This window comes from Mucilaginibacter xinganensis, from assembly GCF_002257585.1.
GTDB lineage: Bacteria > Bacteroidota > Bacteroidia > Sphingobacteriales > Sphingobacteriaceae > Mucilaginibacter > Mucilaginibacter xinganensis.
Map to the genome: position 1 here is coordinate 5,162,890 of NZ_CP022743.1, position 25,930 is coordinate 5,188,819.

Annotated in this window: 25 protein-coding genes; 8 read left to right on the top strand and 17 right to left on the bottom strand. The window is 40.7% G+C overall.

Going from position 1 to position 25,930, the window contains the following annotated elements; genetic code table 11:
* Position 1 precedes the first annotated feature (1 nt).
* The 8 genes from MuYL_RS22430 to MuYL_RS22465 are packed head-to-tail and all read left to right on the top strand — an operon-like array spanning position 2 to position 6,327.
* On the top strand, positions 2-472 hold the full coding sequence (locus MuYL_RS22430; RefSeq protein ID WP_094572676.1) for a sterol desaturase family protein: 471 nt from the start codon (positions 2-4) through the stop codon (positions 470-472).
* Positions 469-1,230, top strand: coding sequence for a lycopene cyclase domain-containing protein (locus tag MuYL_RS22435; protein ID WP_094572677.1), 762 nt, complete (start codon positions 469-471; stop codon positions 1,228-1,230). Before MuYL_RS22430 ends, MuYL_RS22435 begins: the two co-directional genes overlap by 4 nt.
* Complete coding sequence (gene folE / locus MuYL_RS22440) at positions 1,227-1,910, top strand: GTP cyclohydrolase I FolE (protein ID WP_094572678.1); 684 nt, start codon at positions 1,227-1,229, stop codon at positions 1,908-1,910. The genes MuYL_RS22435 and folE overlap by 4 nt, the downstream gene beginning before the upstream one ends.
* On the top strand, positions 1,907-2,623 hold the full coding sequence (locus tag MuYL_RS22445) for an SDR family NAD(P)-dependent oxidoreductase (protein WP_094572679.1): 717 nt from the start codon (positions 1,907-1,909) through the stop codon (positions 2,621-2,623). Before folE ends, MuYL_RS22445 begins: the two co-directional genes overlap by 4 nt.
* Before the next feature lies 1 nt (position 2,624).
* Positions 2,625-3,281, top strand: coding sequence for a flavin reductase family protein (locus tag MuYL_RS22450; protein ID WP_094572680.1), 657 nt, complete (start codon positions 2,625-2,627; stop codon positions 3,279-3,281).
* 3 nt (positions 3,282-3,284) lie between these two features.
* Entirely contained in the window at positions 3,285-4,532 is a 1,248-nt protein-coding gene (locus MuYL_RS22455) for an NAD(P)/FAD-dependent oxidoreductase (RefSeq protein WP_094572681.1), read from the top strand.
* Complete coding sequence (locus MuYL_RS22460) at positions 4,532-5,602, top strand: oxygenase MpaB family protein (RefSeq protein WP_094572682.1); 1,071 nt, start codon at positions 4,532-4,534, stop codon at positions 5,600-5,602. Before MuYL_RS22455 ends, MuYL_RS22460 begins: the two co-directional genes overlap by 1 nt.
* Positions 5,603-5,637: 35 nt before the next feature.
* A complete protein-coding gene (locus MuYL_RS22465) occupies positions 5,638-6,327 on the top strand; it encodes a MarR family winged helix-turn-helix transcriptional regulator (protein ID WP_094572683.1) in 690 nt (229 codons plus the stop codon).
* A 124-nt stretch (positions 6,328-6,451) separates the two neighbouring features.
* Here MuYL_RS22465 and MuYL_RS22470 read toward each other — a convergent pair whose 3' ends face one another.
* From MuYL_RS22470 to MuYL_RS22550, 17 genes are all read right to left on the bottom strand, one after another.
* Positions 6,452-7,063: a hypothetical protein gene (locus tag MuYL_RS22470; protein WP_157741063.1), complete on the bottom strand. Its 612-nt coding sequence runs from the start codon at positions 7,061-7,063 to the stop codon at positions 6,452-6,454.
* A gap of 151 nt (positions 7,064-7,214) precedes the next feature.
* On the bottom strand, positions 7,215-8,609 hold the full coding sequence (locus tag MuYL_RS22475; protein WP_094572685.1) for an undecaprenyl-phosphate glucose phosphotransferase: 1,395 nt from the start codon (positions 8,607-8,609) through the stop codon (positions 7,215-7,217).
* Positions 8,610-8,738: 129 nt separating this feature from the next.
* Positions 8,739-10,007: a WcaI family glycosyltransferase gene (locus MuYL_RS22480; RefSeq protein WP_170309782.1), complete on the bottom strand. Its 1,269-nt coding sequence runs from the start codon at positions 10,005-10,007 to the stop codon at positions 8,739-8,741.
* Between the two features lie 122 nt (positions 10,008-10,129).
* The gene (locus MuYL_RS22485; protein WP_094572686.1) at positions 10,130-10,948 is read right to left on the bottom strand and encodes a glycosyltransferase family 2 protein; all 819 of its coding nucleotides are present in this window, start codon (positions 10,946-10,948) and stop codon (positions 10,130-10,132) included.
* A 132-nt stretch (positions 10,949-11,080) separates the two neighbouring features.
* Positions 11,081-11,611 carry a DapH/DapD/GlmU-related protein gene (locus MuYL_RS22490; RefSeq protein WP_094573075.1) on the bottom strand — a complete coding sequence of 177 codons (531 nt, stop codon included), beginning with the start codon at positions 11,609-11,611 and terminating at the stop codon, positions 11,081-11,083.
* A 7-nt stretch (positions 11,612-11,618) separates the two neighbouring features.
* Entirely contained in the window at positions 11,619-12,722 is a 1,104-nt protein-coding gene (locus MuYL_RS22495; RefSeq protein WP_094572687.1) for a glycosyltransferase family 4 protein, read from the bottom strand.
* Between the two features lie 19 nt (positions 12,723-12,741).
* Positions 12,742-13,956: a glycosyltransferase gene (locus MuYL_RS22500; RefSeq protein ID WP_094572688.1), complete on the bottom strand. Its 1,215-nt coding sequence runs from the start codon at positions 13,954-13,956 to the stop codon at positions 12,742-12,744.
* A gap of 56 nt (positions 13,957-14,012) precedes the next feature.
* Positions 14,013-15,170, bottom strand: a complete 1,158-nt coding sequence (locus MuYL_RS22505; RefSeq protein ID WP_094572689.1) for a glycosyltransferase — start codon at positions 15,168-15,170, stop codon at positions 14,013-14,015.
* A gap of 18 nt (positions 15,171-15,188) precedes the next feature.
* A complete protein-coding gene (locus MuYL_RS22510) occupies positions 15,189-16,361 on the bottom strand; it encodes a glycosyltransferase (protein WP_094572690.1) in 1,173 nt (390 codons plus the stop codon).
* 40 nt (positions 16,362-16,401) lie between these two features.
* Positions 16,402-17,916 carry a hypothetical protein gene (locus MuYL_RS22515; RefSeq protein ID WP_157741065.1) on the bottom strand — a complete coding sequence of 505 codons (1,515 nt, stop codon included), beginning with the start codon at positions 17,914-17,916 and terminating at the stop codon, positions 16,402-16,404.
* Positions 17,917-18,019: 103 nt separating this feature from the next.
* The gene (locus MuYL_RS22520; protein ID WP_094572692.1) at positions 18,020-19,093 is read right to left on the bottom strand and encodes a CgeB family protein; all 1,074 of its coding nucleotides are present in this window, start codon (positions 19,091-19,093) and stop codon (positions 18,020-18,022) included.
* A gap of 56 nt (positions 19,094-19,149) precedes the next feature.
* A complete protein-coding gene (locus MuYL_RS22525; RefSeq protein ID WP_094572693.1) occupies positions 19,150-20,265 on the bottom strand; it encodes a glycosyltransferase family 1 protein in 1,116 nt (371 codons plus the stop codon).
* Between the two features lie 21 nt (positions 20,266-20,286).
* Positions 20,287-21,441, bottom strand: coding sequence for an acyltransferase family protein (locus tag MuYL_RS22530; RefSeq protein WP_094572694.1), 1,155 nt, complete (start codon positions 21,439-21,441; stop codon positions 20,287-20,289).
* 54 nt (positions 21,442-21,495) lie between these two features.
* The gene (locus MuYL_RS22535; RefSeq protein WP_094572695.1) at positions 21,496-22,647 is read right to left on the bottom strand and encodes an acyltransferase family protein; all 1,152 of its coding nucleotides are present in this window, start codon (positions 22,645-22,647) and stop codon (positions 21,496-21,498) included.
* 40 nt (positions 22,648-22,687) lie between these two features.
* Complete coding sequence (locus MuYL_RS22540) at positions 22,688-23,869, bottom strand: glycosyltransferase family 4 protein (RefSeq protein WP_094572696.1); 1,182 nt, start codon at positions 23,867-23,869, stop codon at positions 22,688-22,690.
* An 88-nt stretch (positions 23,870-23,957) separates the two neighbouring features.
* The gene (locus MuYL_RS22545; protein WP_094572697.1) at positions 23,958-25,340 is read right to left on the bottom strand and encodes a lipopolysaccharide biosynthesis protein; all 1,383 of its coding nucleotides are present in this window, start codon (positions 25,338-25,340) and stop codon (positions 23,958-23,960) included.
* 59 nt (positions 25,341-25,399) lie between these two features.
* Positions 25,400-25,924 carry a UpxY family transcription antiterminator gene (locus MuYL_RS22550; protein WP_094572698.1) on the bottom strand — a complete coding sequence of 175 codons (525 nt, stop codon included), beginning with the start codon at positions 25,922-25,924 and terminating at the stop codon, positions 25,400-25,402.
* Positions 25,925-25,930: the final 6 nt, after the last annotated feature.

Below are 25,930 nucleotides of genomic sequence, written 5' to 3' on the forward strand. Positions count from 1 at the left end.
TATGAATCTGCTTATTAACATTGCTATTGTTTTAGTCACCTTCACCGGGATGGAAGGCGTAGCCTGGTTAACACATAAATACATTATGCATGGCATTTTTTGGCCACTGCACAGAGATCATCATCTTAAGGAACATTATGGTTTCCTTGAACGAAATGACTTTTTCTTCCTGATATTTGCCGTGCCTGGTATTGCCTCGCTGGCCGCCGGCACCTTTTATCACTTGCCGGTATGGACCTGCATTGGCACAGGTATAACCCTTTACGGCGCCTGTTACTTTTTTGTGCATGACCTGTTTATTCATCAACGGATCAAGGTGCTTCGTAATTCAGAAAACCGGTATTTAAAAAGCATCAGACGGGCCCATAAAATGCACCATAAACACACCGGGAAATATAATGGAGAAAGCTTTGGGATGCTTTGGGTTTCCATGAAATACTTCCGTAATACACAAAAAAACAGTTCGTCATGAAATCAACATATCTCCTGATCGATCTTTTTTCGGTATTGGTTCCCTTCATATTCTCGTTTCACCCGCGGCTAAAATTCTACCAACGCTGGCAGGCGCTTTTTCCTGCTATGATTGCTACGGGTATAATTTTTATAGCCTGGGACATGTATTTTACCCATTTAAAAATATGGGGATTTAACAGCGCGTATTTAACCGGAGCATATATTGGAAACCTGCCTGTTGAAGAGGTACTCTTCTTTTTATGTATCCCTTATTCGTGCTTATTTACCTATACCTGTTTAAATAGCATGATAAAAGTGAGTGTTTCTAAAAAGGCACAATCCATCATTAGCTTATCTTTAATAGGTTTATCTGTCTTTATGGCGATACGTTTTCATACGCTTGATTACACCTGCGCTGCTTTTGCGGCATTGGCGATATTAATATTCACGGCACAATACATTTTAAAGGTAACCTGGATTTTTAAGTTTTATGTAACATATCTGGTGTTGCTGCTGCCTTTTTTAATTGTAAATGGCTTACTGACAGGAACAGGTCTGGAAAGCCCGATCGTTTGGTATAACACAGCACACATTATTAACCTGCGGATTTTAACGATTCCTTTTGAAGATATATTTTACGGGATGGGTCTGATCTTGCTGAATATTATGATCTACTCGGGGCTAAGTGCAAGGGTATATCAAAAGCGCAAAAGCCGGAGAAGATCTTTTATAAATGCTACCAATCAATCATATACTAACGCTAACACAATTTCATGATAAATAACAATGCAGTAAATCACTTAACAATTGAGCAGGGTATAACTGACTTTGAGCACGAACACTACAACGCTGCCTTTAATACCCCGATTCGGCCCGATGCATTTGAAATGGATGACGATACCAAAATGGAAATGATCGCTAAACACTTTAAAGGTATAATGCAGGTACTGGGAATGGATTTGAACGACGACAGTTTGAAAGACACGCCGAAGCGGGTAGCGAAAATGTACGTAAAAGAAATATTCAGCGGCCTGAATCCTGCGAATAAGCCCGAGCCAACATTATTTAAAAACCCGTTTCAATACAAACAAATGCTGGTAGAAAGAAACATTGCCGTATTTAGCAATTGCGAGCACCATTTTGTGCCAATCGTTGGAAAAGCGCATGTAGCTTATATCAGCAATGGGCATGTTATTGGCTTGTCAAAACTGAACAGAATTGTCCAATATTGCTCACAAAGACCGCAGGTGCAGGAAAGGCTAACCATGCAGATTGCCAATATGCTGAAAGAAGCTTTGGGTACGGAGGATGTGGCGGTGATTGTTGATGCGCACCATCACTGTGTATCCAGCCGGGGTATCAGGGATGCAGGCAGTACAACCCTTACTGCCGAGTACAGCGGGCAATTTTTAGTTACAGAAACAAAAAATGAATTTTTAAAGCACATAGCATCATGAACTTTGAAGGAAAAAATATCCTGGTAGTGGGCGGCAGTTCAGGCATCGGACTGTCACTAGTTAAGCTGCTTCACCGTCAAAATGCAAACGTGTATGTGATATCGCGGTCCGCTTCTGAAGAATGGCCGGATGATGTTAAATTCCTGCAGGCAGATGTTACCGGTAATATTGATACTGTAGAAACATTCTTACCCCAGCAATTACACGGGCTGGTGTACTCGGTTGGCAGCATAACCCTTAAACCATTTAACCGCTTGACCATAGAAGATTTTCTGAATGATTATCAGCTGAATGTTTTAGGTGCAGCGCGGATAATTCAGCAAGCCATTAAATCCCTTAAAAATGCCGGCGGATCATCAATTGTTTTGATCAGTTCTGTTGCGGCCAAAACCGGGATGCCTTACCACGCCAGCATTGCCGCTGCAAAAGGGGCAGTTGAAGGAATGGCAATCACACTGGCCGCCGAACTGGCTTTTCAGCAGATCCGGGTAAATGTGGTAGCGCCATCATTAACCGATACGCCATTGGCTCAAAACCTGCTAAGTTCACCCGAAAAACGGGAAGTATCTGCCAAACGACATCCTTTGGGAAAGATAGGCCGACCGGAAGATATAGGCAATCTGATCGCGTTTTTATTGTCAGACGAAAGTAGCTGGATGACTGGCCAGGTGATAGGATTAGACGGTGGTTTGGGTAAGTTAAAAACAAATTGATATGATCAGTTTAACAGGCGAGCAAATCGCTGAAATGGAAAAACAATACAGAATAAGCCTGATCAACAGCTTAATTGGTTACAGGTCTTTAAATCTGCTGGGTACCACCAGTAATGATGGCATCACTAATTTATGCCTAATTAGCTCCACTTTTCACCTGGGTGCAAACCCGCCTCTTGTTGGCCTGGTGATACGCCCGGAACGTGAACATAATGATACACTACGAAACATAAAATCGACCGGGCAATATACTTTAAACAACGTACTGCCCGAATGGTACATGCAGGCGCACCAAACCAGTGCAAGTTATCCATCGGGGTTGTCTGAATTTGATGCCTGTGGTTTCAAAAAACAATATGTTAAAGACTTTAAAGCACCTTTTGTTGGTAATTCCAATGTCCGGATAGGTCTTGAACTTCGCGAGGTTATCGATATGGAAATCAATGGTACGACCATAGTTATAGGTGAGATTGTCCGAATCTTAACCGACGATTCTTTGATTGCCGAAGATGGAACGGTAGATCACAGCAAAGCAGAAACGATGACTGCAGCCGGGTTAGATACGTATTTTCTTCCGCAACCCGTTGGGCGCCTGGCTTATGCCAAACCAGGCATTGAACCTCATTTATTAAAAGATAATACCAGGTCGCTGATATAAGCTATGAAAAAAGATGCTGAAGTAATTATCATTGGCGCAGGTTTAGCCGGCTTAACTGCCGCCAAAGTCTTAAAGGAGGCTGGCAAAGCGGTTTTGGTACTTGAAGCGTCCAACGAGGTGGGCGGCAGGGTACGAACAGATGAAGTGGATGGTTTCCTGCTTGACCGTGGTTTCCAGGTTTTCTTGACTGCTTACCCCGAAGCAAAGCGTTTTTTAGACTACAACGCACTGGACCTTTGCAGGTTTGACCCCGGCGCATTAATTCTGAACAGGAGCGGCATTACCAGAATAGGCGATCCGATCAGGCAGCCGAGCTCCCTGATGAGTACCCTATTATCATCAGCAGCAACGTTTACGGATAAATTACGCATGTTACGTCTGAAGCTGAAACTCGGCCAAAAAAGCATTGAAGATATATTTTCAGACAAAGAAATCACGACCGTAGCCTATCTGAAAAAAGAAGGGTTTAGCGGAACAATCATGAATCAGTTTTTCCGCCCTTTCATGACCGGCATTTTTTTGGAAGATCAGTTAAGTACATCAAGCCGGATGTTTGAATTTGTGTTTAAAATGTTTAGCGGGGGCGACGCTGCTATACCAGCAAAAGGGATGGGTATGATCCCTAAACAATTAGCAGCGTGCCTTTCTTCGGATGAAATCCTGTTTAGCCAGCGCGTATTTGCAGTCGAAGACGGTGTTGCGACCACTACCAGCGGATCAACTTACAATGCTGACTTTATCCTCATAGCTACCGATCAGTTGAATTCGCCCATTAGCGATACAAAACAGGTTAAAGGGCACCATTCCGTAAGCAATATGTATTTTACTGCCAGGCAGATGCCTTTTAGGTTGCCATTAATTACGTTAAATACTTTACCAGGAAAACTGGTGAACAATATTGCGGTAATGAACCGTATCTCGCCTGGCTATTCTAAAAATGGTGACGCACTGATATCGTTGTCACTTATCGGTGATCATTCCAAAGCGGATGAAATAGAATTGCAGGAAAGTGTGATCTCGGAACTAAAATTCTGGTATCCGAAAGCTGTTAGCTGGAAACATTTGAAAACCTACCATATTAAATATGCCTTACCAAATGATGACCAGGTGAGCAATGAGCCGGACTATAAAGCGATGAGGTTAGACGCCCAATGTTTTGTTTGCGGCGATTACTTGATGAATGGCTCGATTAATGCAGCTATGAAAAGCGGGAGACTGGCTGCGGAGGCTATTATAAATACAATGCGTTAATGATGACCGACCACAGAATTTATAATGACGAATTTTTAGACGCTAAAAGATTATTAGGCGACGTGCCTGCCGATGAATTTATAAAGCATGTTTTTGCAGATCCTGAAAGAAAAAAGCAATTACAGCAATGGATGAGCGGTAAGTCCGGAACGGAACATTTAAACTTATTAAAAGCCACGTTTCCAGGTTTTACTTTTATAGATAAAGCTGCTGAGCTGCCACCATGGGCTGAACCAAAATTAATGAACGCCGGTTCTATTTTTTTTGCCAGGCATTCTGAGATCATCATGAGTTTGCTGGGTTTGCTGTCACTACCCTATTGTTATACTGCCGCTAACGGCGCAATGGTGTTGTATCTATCTGAACTAATTCGCAAGCAAACAACCAAACGGCTTTATGATACAGCTGTTTTTGTTTGGGAAGTAATGGGACCGGATGCCTTTAGCGAAGATGGAAAAGCATTTGAAGAGGCATTGAAAGTGCGTATTATGCACGCTGCAGTTCGCTATTACACGCTTCAAATGGATAAATGGGATTACTCGTGGGGTTTACCAGTTAACCAGGAAGATATGGCCGGAACCAATCTTTCTTTCTCCCTGATCGTGATTCGCGGGTTGCGGATGCTTGGCTACAGTGTTAGCCAAACTGACCAGGCCGCGTTTATGCACGCTTGGGCTGTAATTGGTTATTTGACCGGATTGAATCAAGACCTCATACCCCAAAATACAAAAATGGCGCAGCAACTGGATAGTGCTATTAAAAAACGTCAGTTTTCAATATCAACACATGGGCAAGAACTTACCCAATCTTTGAAAGAACATATCCTGGCCGTTAATAAAAGCAAAGCCACTGCAAATGACATACTGGGATTAATGCGCTATTTGCTTGGAAAAGAAATTGCCAATATGCTTGCTATAGATGCCCCGGAGTTGCCGGCCTATAAACTCACCCTGATCAGGACAATAAATTTGCTAAAAAGCTTTAAACCGGACGGCAATAGTAAAGCAATTTACCATAAGGCCTATGCCGCGTTCAAAATTCAGAACCCGGAACTAAATAAAAGAAATTAAATTTGCACAATTACGCCGTAGTTACTTTTAAAAATATGAAATCATACCAGCTCATTCATCAATTAATAAACCTTGTAGAACAACTGGAAGGAGAAAACCAGGGGCGGGAAGTTTCTATTCAGGACTTTACAGGTTTTTTGCTGAATACAGTTGGTAATACTAACGGGCACACCGTTAACAATGAAGTGAGATTTGGAAATAGCGATACCGCAGCATTGGATATTGCCTATCAACTTGACAATAACATTGGGCGATTATTTGTTTTTATGAGCCGTTACGCAAAATCTTATATTAAAAAAGCTTTGGACGGAACACCTTTACAAACCGCCGAGGATTTTACTGCCCTGGCTATTTTGCTTACTCATGACCAATTATCAAAGAGCGAACTAATTAATCATAACTTGCAGGAAAAAACATCCGGCACAGAAGTTATCAGGCGATTGATCGCTTCAGGACTGGTAAGGCAATGGGATGATATAAAGGATAAAAGAAGTAAGCATATTGCAATTACTGATGAGGGAAGGGAGTTACTATTCCGGGTATTTGTAGATATGAATCATGTAGGCAAAATGATAACAGGTAAATTGACTGTCGCCGAAAAATTTACCTTGCAATACCTGCTGCAAAAACTGGAAAACTTCCATCTTGAACACTATGAAAAGAAGACCATTCTAACTAAAGCAGACCTCAGGGACTTTGCAAGTGAAAATTTACAGGCAAATTGAATGTAATGTTGTGAAATTTACCGTTTAAATAGTGGAGTAAACTTTTCAGAATTATTAATATACCCGATAACGATTCTGCCGGGATAGGTGTATTTAGGTTATTAAACATAAACAGATTATAAATTTAATACCGTTCCAGGTTTATTGCATATTTTAAATTTACCGAGAAATATCCATATGAATTAACGGGTTGCGAAACAGGGCCATAATCTCCATACAAGCCTCGACCTAAAGTAGAATTAAAACTGTAGGAGAGATCCATTTTCAATATAGGCGCACCAAAGTCGCTACTTAAATTAAATTCATAGCCTAACTTTATAGGGATTAAAGGAATAATGTTGTGGTAATAATAATCAGTGTTAATTGTGCTGGTTACCCGGTTATGTATCAAACCGAATCCTGCGCCTACGTAAGCATTTCTTAAGAACGTTGAAAATGGATCACGTGACCGTTCAAGAAAATTTCCGAGTTGTAAATTTAATACTACGATACCCGCCTGGTATTTGTTAGTAAAGTTATTACCTGATTGATTAAAAGTTTCTCCACCCAATTTTCCAATTTGACCTTCAACCTCTACATTCATATATGACAAAGGATAATAACATGCATTACCATTGAATGCAATATTTGGCTTGGTTGTTGGACTGGCATATGTTGTTACGATACCTGCGCCAGCCCCTAAAGTCAATTGTAGAAATTGGTTTTGAGCTTTTAAACCCTGTGCAATGAACATCATTGCTATAAATAGGCTTTTCCTGTTCCAAAGAACTATTTTCGTGTTTATAATAAGCATTTATTTAACTGTTAAATTAGCAGTTTATTTAAACTTAGTGATCTTGCTCCGAATTTCTTTATCGGATCATTTTACAATAACAAAATGATACTTGTTAAAAGGCGTTTTCATCTCCCATTACACTGATCCAAATGGTTGAAAAAATAATTTTAATATCTAGCAGGAAAGACCAGTTTTCCAAATACCAAACATCAGCTTCCACCCGCTTCGACATTGATTCAGTAGTTGGCGTTTCTCCGCGATACCCCTGGATCTGGGCCCAGCCTGTAATGCCGGGCTTTAAAAAATGGCGTGTCATATATTTGTCTATCAATTGGGCATACTGCACTGTATGATGCACCATGTGTGGCCTCGGCCCAACTACAGACATATTTCCCATTAAAACATTGAGAAACTGGGGCAACTCATCAATGCTTGTTCGGCGGATAAAGGCTCCGATTTTGGTGATACGATGATCATAGCGCTGTGCTTGTCTTTTATCTGAATCATCGTTTTCCCGCATGCTTCTGAATTTATAGCACATGAAAGGTTTATTATCGCGCCCGGATCTTGACTGCTTAAAGATTACAGGTCCCTTTGATTCCAATCTTATTAAAATAGCCAATAATGGAAAAAACCAGCTAAAAATAAACACTATAACAAATAACGAGAATATGATATCAAATGCCCGTTTAAAAAACCGGTTAAGCATAACTTCCTGTGGCTCGGGCCTTAAAGGTATAACAGCTATACCGGGCCCAAAACTCTGCACGGCCAGTTTCTTCACCCCATAATTATGGTACTCAGGAACAAATCTAAAGCGAATAAGATGTTTATCTGCATTAATCATCAACCGTTCAATTTCACTATTTTCTGAAGGTGTTAATGTGCAAAAAATCTCATCAATCTTATTATTCAATACATAATCTATACAATTAGCTGCCGGGCCCAGGTACATTTCCTTTTCCTTAGCCATTTCACTATCATCGCAAAAAAAACCAACAAGCTGATACCCGTGATTTGGGTTGCGGCTTATAAAATCTTCTATGGCACTGCTGCTCCCTCCATTCCCAATAATTACCACCTTCCGGGCATCAAACAACAATGATTTTTCCCCAACGCCTATGAACCTGAAAATCAGCCTCCATAAGCAAAGCAAAACTCCGAACAAAATAGAGGAATAAAGTATAAAGTCACCGGTGATAAAGTATGATTTTGTACCGATCATAATCAGGATGGCACATATTAAAATGATAAATAAGAAATATGTTTTTACGATATTTTTTATTGAGTTTCGATTCAAAGTATGTTCGTACAAGCCAATTAAGCTGGCTGCTAAGTACCACGTGAGATTAAAAATTAAAACTATTGAAAAATACCTATGATTGCTTAACCATAAAATGTGCTCCCCGTTTTCCATATAGTACGCCAGCATCATACTTATGTTTAGAACAAGGTAGTCAAAAGTCTGATTAATAGCTTTTACAAACGTAATGTAGCGACTAAACATAAAATAATATTATTAGTAGAATTAAACACATATTTTTAATAGTTGAGTAGCTTAAGTTTTACCTTAAGCTACCATAAGCTCCGCTTTAGCCTGCTCATTTATGAATAAACAGACATAAATAGTTAACAATCAAACAAAAACATCAGTCAAAAAAGTATTCATTACATTATTAATATCCAGGTATTGCCTGGCATAGTTAAGAGCATTATTTCTTTTGGTTTGAAATGATTTGTCCGGTTTTAAAGCGCTTATCAATTTTGACAATAATGAGTGATTATCAGGCTCTGTGATGTAACCTAAATCATGCTCACTGATTAAATTATACAACGATGTGCCTGGCGAAGAGGTTGCAATACAAACGCCGCCTATAGCCAGGATATTCGTCAATTTCGATGGCATCACCAGGTCACTTGCATTGGCTTTTTGGAGCACCAAATGATAATCAGCCATATTTAAAAACTCATTAAATAATTCCTTATCCTGGATTGGGAAAAATTTTATGTTGGATAACTTTTTGCTCTGCGTAGTTTCCATCAGTTTTTCCTTGTATGGCCCCGATCCGCAAATAATAAATTTAATCCTGTGATTATCCATAAGGCCCTCGGCTGCCAAAAGAATACTTTCAAGCCCTTGTTTTTCGCCTATAGCCCCAGAATATAAAAAGATGATGTCGTCGGGCTGGTAGCCCCAGTTGCTTTTGAGCTTATCACTTTCAGGGAGCGGGAAAAAAAAAGAAGTATCAACCCAGTTAGGAAAAAAAATAGTTTCCCGGTCAACTTTTGCCTTTATTTTACGGATCATGCCATCAGAGATACTGCTCACATAATCGGCCTTTTCTATTATATTTTTTTCTATCCTATAAATACGGTCGAAAAACTTCTTACTTGACAGTATGTTTAAGTCCTGTGCAGCCTCTATTTGAAGATCCTGGATATGATACAGCAATTTACTGCCATTTCGTTTTTTCAGCATCAAACCAAGGTAAGCCAGGTGAAAAGGCGGCGCAATGGTAATGATCAGATCAAATTTCTGTTTGGTTATAATTAGGTTAAGTACTTTCCAAAACATCGAAGTCCAGAAAGAAAAGTCCTGGATTAATCTCCTTTTTCCGGTTGGGTTGGAGGGGACATAAGACGGACAACGATGAATAGTTATAGAGGTGTTACTTTCTTCATATTTTATCACCTCTTTTTTAAACCATCGGTTGGTATGGGGGGCCTGTACTTTCCAGTATGGGTAATACGGAAAAGTAGTAATAATGGTACAATCATAACCATTGGTAGCCAACCAATTCATCATTTCGCCATTGTATTTTCCGATACCGGTTGGCTCCGGAGAAAAATTATGACTGATCAGCAGTATCGTTTTGTTTTTTGGATATTCTGTTGGATGTGTCAAGGGTTTAATTTTAATTAGTTTTAATTATTAGGGAATTATTTTAAAAACGGTTGGATTATAAAGCCGTTAAACATCCGGATACATTAAAAAATTCTATTCATATAGTATATTGATTTAATTATTTACTTATTATTTAACATCTCCCGGGTTTTTATAACGATAAAGAACTCGTAAATTGACTGAAGCGCCGCGTAGGTAAAACCCGCCTTACCGTCAAGAAATGCCCGCCGCCAGATCACCATATACATCCACTTAATTAAAGGACGGGCGGGAATCTTGTAAAACAGTCCCTTTTGATGATAGCGCCTGTAAGTAAAATCACGGCTAAACAGCGCTTTCTTTAAGGAGAATTTCTCGCCACCAGCATTTTCTTCTATCCACCGTTTAGCTTCCATGGTTGAATAAGTATTGTGCTTAGTCAACCAATGAGCTATCCCCTTGGAAAAGGGATAGTGATCAAAATAACCGGGCAATGGCTTAACTACGCCATCCACTTCCAATACTTCGTTAATCTCGCGGGTGTACCTGGCTTTACCGATTCGGATCAGCCGGATATAATAGGGTGAAATTTGAGCGTGCTTAAGCCATGTACCCCATAAAAAATCCCTTCTTTGTATCCTGTAGCCATTTACCCCTGATTGTGCGACCCTAACCGCCTCTTCAATGTTCTTTACGAGCGTTTCAGGTATTCTTTCGTCCGCGTCCAGAATCAATAACCACTCGTGTTTATAATCAATGGTATCCAATGCCGCATTCCTTTGGGTGGCATAGCCATCAAATTCTCTTTGTGTTACCCTGGCCCCGGCAAGTGTGGCAATTTGCACCGTAGAATCGTTGCTATAAGAATCAAACACATGAATATCGTCGCACCACGAAACCGTTTGAAGACACCCAGGCAGATCATTCTCTTCGTTTTTAGTGAGTATCAGGACAGAAACCATAGGTAATTGCGATAGTAATTATTAAGGATAATAGTAAAAAAGAGGGGTATCAAATGCCCGCGCTAACGCTGTTTTCAGTTAACGTGCAGCATAACGGTGGTGACAGCCAGCGAAATTTTAGTTAATTGGATATTATTTAGCAGGGTTCCCTTTTACAACGGTGTGTGCCAAAACGTTTTTTGTAACTACACTGCATGCACCTATTATAGCATGCTTGCCTATAGTAACCCCAGGCATAATAAATGCGCGGGCACCTATAAAAGCATGAGCACCAATTATTACAGGCGAAGTGATCAAATTTTTTGCAGGTTGCGTAAAATCATGCGTGCCGGTGCAAATATATACCTCCTGTGCAACCGTGGCATGTTCGTGAATTTCTATCTTATCCAAAGAATAAGCATTTGACCTGTCGCCCAGGCAAGCCCTGTCGTGCATCGTTAAATTCCATGGGATTTGAATGCGTGCCCTTTGGTGTACGAATGGACGTCCGAAAAGTTGGGCTCCAAATATCCTCAACCAAAATAATCGCCAAAAATTTGCTGGCTTAGGGGTCCACGAACATAACAGGAGCCAAACATACTCCCATAGCACCATTTTAATACGTTGGGTTTTACTCCAGGGGCTGTCGTAAGGAGAATTTTGTTGATAAATCTTTTTATCCATAGCTGATTTATACAGTTTGCTCAAATTGTTTTATAAACAAGCCTGCGATGTTTGAAATAGAATGAGTTTCTCTGACACCAAGGGCTTCACTTGCCAGCTTTTTTGTGTACCTGCTATCACTCTCCAGTAAATGCACCAGCTTAACGATGTGGCTGATGGCATCGTCAGACCGGTGATCAAATACAAGCCCATTTTTTCCATGCGTTATAAAATCTTTAAAGCACAACAGATCGGAAACAATAGGCACACAACCCCATGACATGGCTTCCAGCGGTGCTAACCCAAATGTTTCCCCTTTTTCAGCCATGGAAGGGTAAATAAAAATTGATGCCTTTATGTAATGGTCGTTTAATTTTTCAATGTCAAAAATCGGTTCTAAAAATTCTACAGCAGCATCTTCTGCCAATACTTTTAACGATTCAAGATAAGTTGCACCACCGCCGCCCTGAGAGAACTCCCAGGGACCGATTATTTGTAATTTGTAGTTTTGCGACGTTTTTTTATAGGCTTGTATCAATAAATCCAACCCTTTCTCGGGGTGAATACGCCCGGTGTAAAGAATTATCTTTTCCTTTTTTGAAAAATCTATCTCATACTTTGGGATAAAAGGCAATGGATTAGGAACCATTGCTATTTTGTGATGATGCTTTTCGGATAATTCGTTTTTTATTGCCTCAACAACAGAATTGGAATTGGCCCTTAAGCAACGTGCATTTTTATACAATTTCATTTGTCCCTTTGGCATTCGCTGAACGTCAACCATACAAGCCGAAATGGCATTTCTTTTTAATACCAAAGGTGTCCAAAAAGTATTACCTACCACAATATCAAAATCCTTCGGCATTAGTTTCCTAACGCGTAAAGTATAAATAAGATCCATGATTTTTAAGATCAGCCCTGATTTCGGAGTTGCAAATCCAGCAACCCGAAAATAGTTTACACCCTCAATAGTTTCATTCATTGGCAACGAATCGACTTTCCGGGAGATATGAACTACTTCGTGACCCATCTTTGCAAATTCCTTTCCTAAAAAAAACCACATTTTTTCAACCGCTCCACCTAATATTGGTGGTACCGGCAAAAATGCCCCCTGAATAATTACTATTTTCAATGCGGTATTTTTTTAATAATTAGTTTAAAGGCGTTGAATTACTAAATGTCTCTAACATCTTTTTAGCAGCTGCATCTATTGTAAAATAATTTTGGTATGCAATTAATGCCCTGTTATTAAATTGTTTTTTTTCTTCTTTAGTCAGCCGGACCCATTGCTTTAATATATTTTGCACGCCACTTAAATTATCGTTATCAACCATACCGGCTCCTTCGTTCAATATTTCCCGCCAGATGTTTACCTGGTTTGTTATCAATACCGTTTTTTGGCAGGCCAGCGCTTCTGCTACTGCTATTCCAAAGTTTTCCTGGTGGCTTGGCAATACAAACGCGTCGCATCCGTAAAAAGCCCCCCATTTAGCCTCTCCGGTAAGCATTCCTGGAAAAAACACATCACCCTTAACCCCGGTTTCGTTTACAAGCTCCTGCTGTATCAGTTTCCCAAACCTGGTATCCATGCCCGGGCCAGCTATTACCAGCTTCGGCATATTCCCATCAGCCAATTTAATTTCTTTATGTAAATCGATATAAGCTTTCAAAAGTAAATCGACACCTTTTTTGGGGTGAATACGGCTTAAAAACAGCATATATGGCTCGCCATTCAACTCAGGGCAAAGTTTATTAAAAGCCACCGACATCGCCTGGTTATACAAAGGAGGGGCTTCTATCCCATATCCAACATTAAATTCATTTTTAGGATGATAAGAGCTAAAAGTCTGACGCGCTAAAAGTAATTCCGTCTCACAGGTAAATAGCAAGCCGTCGGCACTATTAACCACTTTGCTTTCTATTAATTTCCAATAAGCCCAGTTCCTTATTGCTTTCAGCTTTCTTGCTTCTGCTCGTTGAAAATACGGATCGAGCATACCATGAGGCATCACCAGCATACGCGGTACCTTCATACCCGGACCTCTTCCTTTTATTGTACGGATTGCTTTCCATGCTGCATAACTGCTGTAAAGCCATAAGCCATTAACAATAACTACGTCAAACCGGCCCAGGTTGTCAGTTAGCCAGGGAATAAGCCGGGCACTGTAATTCCATTTACCCTTTTTTGGCCCTATTGCATGAATTTTGAAATCATCTTTACCTAAATAAGGCGAATCCGGTGAGTCCAGGCATACCACTTCCCGCACTACATCCATATACTGCATGCCCTTATTAAGATTCCGTATCCCCTGGGAAGGCCCCCCGCTCACCGGGTCCATACTGTTTATTACGTGGAGCAAATGCATTTAAATCTGGTATTTTATTAAAACCGTAGTGTACTATAGTAATATGGGAATGTTAATTATGCCAGGATTTCCAGGAATATTTTCTCGAACTCATCCAGCGCTTTTTCAGTATTAAAACGCTGTGAATTATCCAGCCCTTTTTGTACCATTTTTACCCTGTCAGTTTCCGGCAAATCTATCACCTGGTTTAAAATCTTTGCAGCTCCTTGCGCCCAGGCAACTCCTTCACTTTCCCTTAGCGGTTGTGACGGAATATAAATTGCAGCGTTGTCGCCAACCTCCGTCATAGGTGCCTCGCCGGTAGTTACAACCACGCATCCTGAGGCCATTGCCTCTGCTATTGGCCAGCCAAAGCCCTCAGCAAGTGAGGGAAAAAGCAACACAGTCGCTCCCGAATAAGCCGCATTAATATACTCATCATCAATTTGGGCAAGCACGTGGATCTGTTCCCGGTAAGCTGATCTTTCGATTTCGAGTTTCAAAGTTGCCGACGGGAGTACGCCTATAAGTAACAATGGCAGGTTATTATTGCCGGAAGCGCGCCATGCATTGTAAATTTCCAGAACACCAACCCTGTTTTTGTACCACTGGTTACCACCTACATGCAATATATATCCGCCCGAAGTGTCAACACCGGTTTTTTTACTCATTATTTGTCGGGCAGTTTTTAAAGCTATAGGAACAAAAGTTTTATTCAAACCATTATACACTACTTTTGACAGTACTGGTACGCGCCCCAGGAACCGGTGTAAATCCAGCTGGGTTTTTTTTGAGACAGAAATAAAATTGGCGGCCGTAGCATAACCTTCATAAATAAATTGCTGGTACCTTCGACCTGACCAGCCTGTTGGGTTTTGAGCGATTTCACCCTTTGCCGATCGCTGTGCCAGGAAATCATGGCAAATTACAACATGCGGTAAATGTTTAACAACAGGCACCCACATCCCTAATGCGTGATCGGTAAACACATAGAGTGTATGATGATGGCGTTTAATTAGTTTTTTGACCATTGCCGGAAAAACGACAAACTGATCAATATAACCCAACCACTTTTTTAATACAGCAGGTGACTGCACCCTAAAAAAAAGTGCTTTAGGCGAGTAAATATCCACCTCATGTCCCCGTTTGCGCATCTCTTCTGCCAGCATATTGGTAAACCTGGGCATACTTTGCTGGCCAAGGAACGACGGATGAGCGAATAATATAATCTTCATTTAAGGAGAATCAACAATTTATTGAAGTGTATTAATTATACTTTTCGCTGTAACTTCAATTGAATAAGGTATTAACGCGCTTTCAGCCCAATTAAAATCCCTTTTTAAATTCAGCAATTCTTCAAAACGATGAGCAAGCTGCTTTGCATTACCATCCTCAAAAATACGGAAACGCTGTAACGGCTTAAAATTCACTGACGACCCTACTGCACTACTTACGATCACCGAACAGCCTGCCTGCAGGGCTTCATTAACAACGAGGCCCCAGGTTTCGCCCATTTTTTTTGAAGGTAATATAAATACATCAATAGCCAGGTAATGCGCCGCAATTTTCGACTGGTTAACAAAACCGGCAAAGTATGTTTTTATTCCCCATTTTTTTAATACCTCATCGGCTAAATCAAGCAATTGCTGTTCTAAGGGGCCACTGCCAATAAAGTAAAAACTAATATTATTTAGTGTAGCTCCCGGCAAAAAATCAAGCATTTGAAATAATATTGCCGGATTTTTCTTACTGATAAACTTACCCGAAAAGCCAATCACAATTTTTTGATCCGGAATATTTGCATCCTGTCTTGCGTTACTTCTTAACGCCTGTTTCATCTCGCCATTTAAAGATTCGAAGCGATTTACGGTACCATATAAGGCAGGGGATAGTTTTTTTGCCGGTACACCATGTGTTAAATAATGTTTTTTATTCAATTCGCCTATAAATAGAAAGCGGCCGATTCCCAAATAGGCAAGCCTGTATAACAGGCCGCGAACACCGGCTTTCAATTTTGTGCGTGACATAGCCTCATCCTGTGTTTCGCACCTTAGCCAAACGGGTATGCCTAAAATTAAAGCATTAAAATAAGCAACCAAATCGTACTTATAATTCAGACCAGTTAGTAAAACTGCTGCCGGTTTATGAAGTTTTAATACATTACGCACTCCTTTGCCGGTTAATGATTGCCAGTTAGACAACGGCACTCCATTTTCACAATTTAAGATTGTATTGTTGTAGCCTGATAACATCGGCTCATCCCAGGCAAAGGTTTTTCCAAACCCGTGATCGCTGTGCCCGCGTAACGAACAATCAGAAGCATAAACAACATGCAAACTACCCGGCTGTTGGTTTTCAATAGCTTGCCAGATTGGTGCCCGGTATTGAACCGGATGAGAATCAAAAACCAAAAGTGTAGAATTCATTTAAAAGCTTTAAAGAAAATTGCCGGGTACTTGTTGCCAATTAAGTTAACAATGGATCCAATTCCACATCCGGCTGTGAAGATGTATCTGGCTGACTTTTTGTTTTACTGATTTTAGTATTTACCGGAAATTTTAATTGTTTAATTATCCATAATGCAATTGCATAAATTAAAATTACCTGGATAATGCCTCTTAACAATGTCCCTACCAAAACATCAACGCCGTCTAACGAAATGTTAGTGTAAATTGTAAAACCCAGCAAAAGCGCCAATGTAGGAATTTGACGCCCTTTCATGGATCTTACTTTAAAAGGGCTAAAAAAACCATGATATACACTAAAAATAAGGTAATATAAAACCACCAATACAACGGGATATGCCCAGTAAAACAAAGCAAATGCATGTGAAGGGATTGAGCCCGTTTTAAACCCTCCTTCTGCTCCTGAACTTAATGCATCAATTTCGTCGCCGATGGAAAATGAGCTGATATATTTTTTATCAATATCAATTGCAAATAAATCAAGTACCGGTTGTGGTAGCTGGATCATTACCTTTTGAATAGTTACCTCCCTTAAAATATCAAGTTCCGTTTGGCTGAATGACGCTATCCTGTATAAGCAATTGTCATCAAATTTTACCTGGATAAAGCGAGCGAGGAAAGGGTTTCTCACATAATTCTCCTGCCATTCCTGTTCGGCCAGAACACCCTTAAGTAACTCCAATTGCTCATCATGGTAGTTTGCCAGCGCTTTTTTATCCAAAAAACGGTTGAATGTTGCGGATAGCTGCTCCATGCCGGAGCGGTTATCCCTTTGTGCCCGTTCAATCAAAATGGCAGTGGAGAAGTCAGCGAACTGCCCGATTAAAAAGAGCCCGACGATGCCCCTTATAATCCCGGTTTGAATGGTTTTTTGATTAACAATGGTTTGACCTGTTAACAGCGTAAGCAACCAGCCTGAGGCAACAATTCCAATAGGCAGCACCATTGCCATCCTGGTATTGTAAACCAGCGAAAAAACAACCTGCAGCAGATAGTATAAAATTAGCCTTACTTTCTCTTTTTTTATCCGCGCCTTGCTGTAATAGGGGGGTAACATTAAAAGAAACGGGGCGGGCATTAAATAAGCAAACCCATCTAAAATTTTAGAAACAACCACAGGCGGGTGAAAGAATTTTAACAGGATGGCAAATAAACCAATAGCACCAACAACCCAAAGACTTTCAGGAGGTATTAATACTTTTATCTTTAACCGCCTGCTTATTTGACTAATTGCTACGCGAATGGCTAAGGAAGATGAGGACGCCGCCAGATAATGAGCGAACAGGAGGCAGACTGCAAATGTCAAACGGTGCGTAAAAACAGTTACCGGAACTGTTAGCGTTTCAGTTATCGGGTTACCTTCCAGCAAAGTACCAATCATAGGTGCGAGGCTATTTGCTGAAATCATCAAAAATACCACAGTTGCGGATAATGCCGAACCAACACTGACGTTACGGTAGCTGAAAACAACCAGGCAGGCGGTAACAAATGCACCAAGCGCAAGTAGATTCGACAAGATATTTTCAAGACTTATATCCAAAAGCATTTGACCAACAAAAGCACATATCGCTATTGTTACTAACGTTTTGCGAACAAGGCCCAAGCTTTGAATATATTGTTTATTGTACAGCACTACTTGTTAAAGTTTGTTTATCTTTATTAACCCTGATCTCATTGAGTAACCGTTGCATCTCGTCTTCCAGCATCCAATGGTTTGCCTTACATTTTTGATATGCCGCATTGCCCATAACATCGCAGCGGACGGGATTGGCAAGTAAGTTTTGCAACTTCTCCAGGCACTCTTGCGGACTTGAAAAAAAAGCCGCCTCCTCATCATCATTAAATAACACCTCGTGAGTGGGCGTTCGCTCAATCAGCAACATTCCGGCGCATCCAGGAACCTCGTAGGTGCGCATTGTCCATTCATCCTTGTTTGAATGTGAAACCAAGCCAAGGCATACTTGCGACTGTTGAATAACTTCTGCATAATCCCGGCCTTCTGCAGCTGGATGAAAGTTTGCGGGGAATCGTTCAGGCAAATTACTTCTTTGACGCCAGCGATTCCCGAAAACATGCAGCGGTATTTTATTTACCAAAAGATATTCAACCAATTCAGCTCTTTCATCAATACAGGTTCCTACAAAACTTACAGGATATTTTTTGACTGCAGGTGTAGTTGGCGGATGAAAAAGCGGATTATAAACCCCATGCCGCCAAACCCTGAAATTGTTTGCCCCAAGTGCTGACAGGTTATCCATGTCGTTTTTGCGCTTTACCAGGTGTAAATCAAACAGCGGAACTATTTTAAAATAATTTTTCCAAAGCCATTTATCGCCGTGTCTGTCGCCCCATGGATTATCGTCCTGAAAAGAGATTAAAAGTGGGCGGGGACTAAGTTGATGCAACTGATTTAAAACATCCTGCTTTAAGTCGGTGGCCCATTCAATCCATATTATGTCAGGTTTAAGATCCGTACAAAGTTCAATCAATGCTTTTCCAACGGCAGTGCTGTTGTGCATTAAAGCCGGCTGTTTTAATACTTTCGCTACATGTCCGGCAAAACGCCCAAGTTTTGGCAAAAACCGGCTTTTATCTAAAATATATACCTCTTCATTACATTGCTGCATTGCCCATAACCGCTGCCGTCCGGAGGCGCTTGGATTTTTAAGATTTGCAACAAATACAATTTTCATCAAAATATTTTTTTTGCGGGTTCATCGCAGCTGGATAACCGGTAATTGAACTTCAATTACCACCATTTACATTTTTTCCCTATTTCGGCAGCCCATCCCTGCTCGGTAGGTAAATTATCCAGCGCTGCTTCAGCGGGATAATAAGCATTGAGTTGTGTAATATGACTTATCACTGCATTTTTAAAATCCAGCGCGCTGTTGCCTGATACTGCCACCCACGGATTACCGGTAAGTAATTCGGAAATGCGCGATTCCTTATTGATCACCACCGGAACCCGGCGATACAATGCTTCCAAAACAGGTAAGCCGAATCCCTGCCGGGCCGGCACTAAAAAAAGATCTGTCTTATTATATTGATCTTCCACCCCGGCATCGCTCAAAAATCCCGGAAAACTGACTACATGCCTTAAACCTAGTTTTTCTGTTAGCCCTTTCAGCTGATCAAGCTGCGGGCCGCTGCCTGCTATAACGATTTCTATAGATTGAAACCTGTTACCTAACAAAGACAGATCGCCTTTAAGATGTTTGGCCACTTCTAAGATCCAGCCCAGATTTTTTGACGCGGTAAGCCTGCAAATGGAAAACATACGTAATACGGTATTTTTACAACGCTCAGCATGGTTAACATCGCTATTGGGCGGCATACCGCCTTGATAAACAACGTCGAAAGGCCTTCCGTACAATGCGTGCAGTTCCGCCGCATTCCAATTGGTCATTGTGATACAGTTTTTTGCACGGCTAATGCCGCTTCTGCTCATCAGGTATGAAAGGCGATTTCTGAACAATGAAAATAAATTCTTATAACCTGTTTTTAGCGCTTTATTGCTCAACAAGCTCGGTGGATCCGTATAGTGAAGTACATAGTTTTCATTGAAAACAGCGCCATAAAATCCTGCTTTCCCCCCAAAAAAGAACGGGTGGCCAAGTATGTCTTTCTTATTTTGGTCAATCCACCTTTTTAACCTTAACGACTTAATGAACGGATTCCAGTGATCGTTAATTTTCACTGTTACCAGTCCATCTAAATATTTGGACATATTGATGTGATCGTAAAAACAAACAACCACCGGAACATAGCCTTTTTTGATCACTTCTGTTGCCAAAGCAATTATATTTCTTTCTATTCCTCCGTATTCCCCTATATGAGGATAAAAGATGATCGCTTTTTTCATTAGATTAGTTACGCCCTGGCATTAATTTCTCAAAGCATTAGCGCAAAATTTTGATAGTTTATGTGAAGGTTTTTCAAAAACTATAAAAAACAAAAATACTGCGATGTGGAGTGTTACAAAAAGCAAAAGCCAATTGGATAGATAACCGGAAAAATAAACCGGACTAATTTTTTCAAACAACCAAATTACCAACAGGTGCACAAGATATAGTGAGTACGACGCAGCGCCCATTTTTTCTAACCGGTATGACGGTAATGCTTTGCCGAAATTAATATTGATCACTTCCCGCTCTATCCAAAAAAAAGCATATAACCCAAATAACAGTATAGTTAGTTGGGAAGTGAAAAATAAACCAATAATAGGTTTATTTATGAAATGATAATAAAGTGCATATCTATAAAGCGGAAATGTTATTACTGATAACAGGAGCGCCCCCGTCCGCCATAACCAAATCCCATGTTTTTCATTCACAATCTTATTAATGATTGATGCGACAGAGAGCCGCTCAGCCAACAAAACGCCCAACAACCAACATGGAAACGCCAATAATGCAGCCTTCCAATTTAGGAACCCACCCCCTCCTATCTCATGAAAATACATTGATCTCTGATCAGACCATATAATAATAAGCACGACCGATAAGAAACCGGTCGATATTATAAGTTGAATAAGATAATCCTTTTTAACTACCCACAACACAAAAGGATAAACCACATAATAAATAGCTTCGCAATAAAGCGTCCACATTGGCACTACCCTAAGAAAACCGTTCGGATGATAGAAATTCAAAAATTTTGCAATTGCCAAACAAGCAAAAAGAGGCAGTGAAAGTCTTAAGAATCTTGCGGCATAAAATGACTTTATATCAAATGAATCTCTTCGGATGTTTGGATAATGGATACAAAGCCCGGAAACGATAAAAAAACCCATTACAGCAGCCTGCCCATTAACTGACCATCCATAAAGGTGATCTATAAAATCAAATATTGGAGTTTTAGCGTGACCTGCAAATAACGGAGGATTCCCGCCATGTGTAAAAAAAACCCAAAGCGCAAATACATACCGCAATTGGTCAACTCCTGCAATATGTTTCAACGCGGGTGCGGTTATTTTTCGCTTATAAATACTGGTTTTAGTATTATCAGGATTAACTATTTCTTTTAATAAAATTTCCATAAATGAATTAAGGGTTGTATACGGCTTAATTATTTTAAATGACAGAAAGTGGCATTATTTAGATCCTGAAATTTCCATTTCCCGTTGCCTGATTTTACCGGAATAAATACCGTTAGCCAAATTTCTTCCTATTTTGACAAAAGGAACTTCAATTAATTTATAAGTGATTTTTGAAAAGAGGAATGATGACACAACTACAAAACAGAACGTCACTATCGCAGATAAATTAGCCCCCCAATTCAATCCGCTCCTTCTTAATAATTCAATGGCTGTCCAAACGAAAACAAAATGAAATATATACATGGAGTAGCTCACCTGCCCAATACTGGTAAATATTTTATTTATATGAATCTTTGAAACCAGTTTAGCAAGCAGGCAGGAAAGAACGCCCGCAACAGGCGGAAGGATAACCCAAACCCAGGCCGACGATCCAAAATAAATAAAAAGAGCTATAGCTATTACACCTGCAACAGACGCAAAAAGCAATACATTGTAGAACTTATTACTTCTCCAAAAAAAGAAAAGAGCTATTCCAAGAAGGAAAGTTGGCATTTGGTTCCCGAGAAAATAATACGCGAAAGAGGATTCACCACCAACACCCTGATGACCATTTAATTTAGCGGCCAGTAAAAACGCATAAAGCACGAAGCAGAAAACTGCCTGAATAGCTAATAAATAACCTTTTGAAATTCGGGTAAGGTGCATCAAAAACGGGAACAGCAGATAAAAAAGCATTTCACATCCAATAGACCAACCTCCCGGAACTATCGAATTATTGCCGGGTGGGTAAAGCCCGTGAAGAAATAAAACGTTAGATAACACATTCCATTTAGTGTACGATACTATATCACCCAATGATTTGGCACCGGCAATATTTGAAGTAATTTTGGCTACGTAATAATAGCCAATTATGGCTAAGTAGTACATAGGTGCAATCCGGAACAGTCTTTTGATATAAAATGCAACGGCAGCTTTGCGATTTAACGGCAATTTAGATCCGGTGTAACATAAGGTAAAAGCCGACATTACAAAGAAAAGCTGCACACCCAGTTTTCCCCATTTTGAAATAATACGAAGATAATCAGCATCAGGGAAAGCTTCTCCAACATGATGAAAAATCACCAATAAAATAGCGAGTGCTCTTAGATTATCAATAAATTGAAGCTTGTGAGAACGATCAGCTGAGCTAAAAGAATAATTTTCCATGCTGCTTTTAGATATCTGCAGATATCTTAAACGATCTAATTTACTGTGTTGATAAAACAAGTGCCTTTGCCTCCCGGGCAACAGCTACCATACCCTCGGCGTATCTTCGCCAACCGCCCAACATTTTTACGCGTTCCAGGCAGGCCATGCTCATTTCATTTCTCAAATCCAGATCATCTGCTATCCTCGTAAATGCTGCTGCAAGCGCTTTAGGATTGCGGGCTTCTACAATCAGGCCTTCTTTTTCATTGCTAAACAATGTTTCTGAACCTGTATTGGGGGTTGCTATTACCGGGCAGCCGCATGCCATTGCCTGTGCCTGTACAAGTGCCAGGCCTTCTTCAATACTTGGTAAAACCAAGGCGTGCGCTGTGGATAAATATCGTTTTACTTCTGCCCGGGGCACTATTCCTACAAATTTAACATGTTCGGTCCCGATCGAATTAATCAGCGGCCTGATCTCATCGCTAACGTTTCCGACAACAACCAGTTCCTTATTCGGATGATTAAATGCCTTAAAAGCTTCCAGCAAATAAGGTACCCCCTTTCGTAAGGAGAATTGGCCGACAAACACCAGCCGAAAACAATTATCTGGCGGCGTTTGCACAGGATGGAATTCCTGCAGGGAAACCCCATAAGGAACCACCCTGATCTTTTCGGGAGCAGTGCCCTGGTGTATAAACGTTTGTTTTACAAAGTGCGAAGGAACGGTTATCAGTGAAGCCTCGTTTGCCTCAGCTTCTTCATTTTCAATCAGCCACGGATGCACCGGGTTCCAGGGCAAGTTCCATTTTAAATGCTCTTCGCGCAATATCCTGTCGGCATGGCGTATTTGCGACGAGCCGCGATCCATTATATATCCTGCTCCCCGACTTTTCGCCACTTTCCCTGCATGCAGCCCAGATCCTGAAATACCTATATAAGCATCACAGTCGGGCAGGTTTCGGGCAATCCACTTCGAATAGTTTTTTGTGTGGATAACAGCAAGTTTGGCATCCGTGCCTTTACTGTAAAACGGAAGTTTTCCGCCCATGCGCCTAACGCCTTCCATTAAAAAGTTACAGGTGATCAGCCCGCGCGGTACATGCTGTTCACGCGATTCCTTATCCGCTTTCCACCAGGGCAAACTCGTAAAGATCCGTTCTAAATGTCCCATTTCGTGCAATTCCCGGGCAAGGTCAATATGGTGATAACGCACCCAGGTGGACTGAACTATTTTCATTTAATATCCTGTATTTTAACGGGCTTAACTATTTTATAAAGGAAATATTATGCAAAAGCGTTTCCGGAACTAAAATGGCGGTCAAACGTTATTCTGCTACTTTTTTAGGAACGCGCAGCATCTGTTTTGCGGTACTAATACCCAACTTAATTTCATGTCCAATGCCCGCTATGAATTGACTCATAGTATCTCCTGTTAATTTCAGCGAGCGCTTGATGACATAGGGGATCAATATAAGATCGACCGTTAAGGTGGATAAGGCAGCGCCTTCGACCCCTTTATAATAAGACAACACACCACACGTAATAATGGCCAATGCGCTTGCAATTAAGTATCTTATAGCCAATCCTTCGTGCTGGTTGCATGATGTATGCACAACACTGCTGGTGTACCATATTGAGTTGAATACTATGGGCAGCAAAAACAGAATAAGTAAATGCTGGGGCAGGGCTATCGCTTTACCGGTCCATAATTCGTAAATACTATGCCCGAAAACGGAAAGGATCAATACGCAAACTACCGAGCTGATAAAGGTAAACCCTACCCCAATCCGGTGTAACCTGGCGGCTTTTACCAGGTCGTTGGTACCGATTAGTACGCTAAGTTCAGGCCAGATGATGGCATTCACCATTTCCATTAATTGGTTAATAGACCTGACAAGCGTACGGGTAGTAGCAAATAAAGCCACCGAAACCGGCCCTAGCACCCCTTGAATAACCAGCAGGTTACCCTGGAAAAGCAGCGCATTGCCTAAAGGAAATGCCTGGAAAGCTATCCCTTTTCTAAACAACAACCTGAACTGACTTACTTCAATAGCCTTAAATGAAAATGCTAAAGAAGGTAATGAACGACCGCTTAACCACGTATTTATAATTAAATAACCTACCATTGACAGTAGCAGGGATAAAGCGAGGTAATCATATCTTGCACTGAACCTTAGTACAATAACCATCAATAATAACTCCAGCCATGGCTTAAAGCTATCCAGCAACATGGATACATGAGCCCTTCGTGCGGCGCGAAATCGGCCACTAAGTACATCAGTGGTAAACGATAAAAATACCGATGACGACAGCCATATTATAGTATAGGCTAATTCATTATGCCTGCTTGCAGGAAGTTTAATAAAAACTTCCCAGGGAATAAAAGGGACGATTGAAACAATCAATAATATCCCTATTAAACTTATACTAAAAATCAGGGCTACTGTGCTTGATAAGATCTTTCTTGCCTTGTTGACATCGCCATTAGCCATAGCAATAGACATTTCATTTGCGGAAACACTGCCGAAACCCATATTTGCCAGGGTTAACCATGATGGCAGCGAAGAAATGACAAGCCAGAGGCCGTACCCTTCAACTCCCAAAAAAGAAAGCAGCAGCGGCACCTGTATAATTCTGAAAAGCAATATTGATATCTTTGACCAAACGCCTACAATAGAATTTTTTATCAGTGCTTGCTTAGTTCGCATATAAATTACCTCTATTTAAAAGCATAAATTACAATAATTCATTCCCGGACCACACTATGCTACGCAGAAACAACTGTTAAATTACCCGTAGCAATTGCTATCAATGCTATCCCTAAACTCTGTACATAAATTTGTACTTGTTTGCCATTTAAAGCCACCACATCCCCCTCCAAATTTGAAAAAACGCCTTTGGTTACTTTCACTTTATCTCCGGGCCTTATACTAGCCGGTTGAAGATATACCTTCCCGTGATTATTCAGAAAGGATTTGATCTGTTCAATTTCGCCTCCGGGAACAACTGCCGGTTTTCCTAACCAATATACATAATTCAATATTCCGATGACCCCGGTAACCTGCCATTTTTCACTTTCGGACACGCGTACAAAAACGTAAGATTTAAACAAGGGTTCTGAAACAATTTTTTCCCTATCGCTCCATTGCCGGGTTATTTTATTGAGCGGGCAGTAATTTTCAATTCCAACCCGGGTTAATAACTCAGCCACTTTTTTTTCCCACCGCGGGCGGGTATAAACAACATACCAATGTTTATCAACTCCTACATTTACCTGGGGTTCGGCGTTCATTTTTTG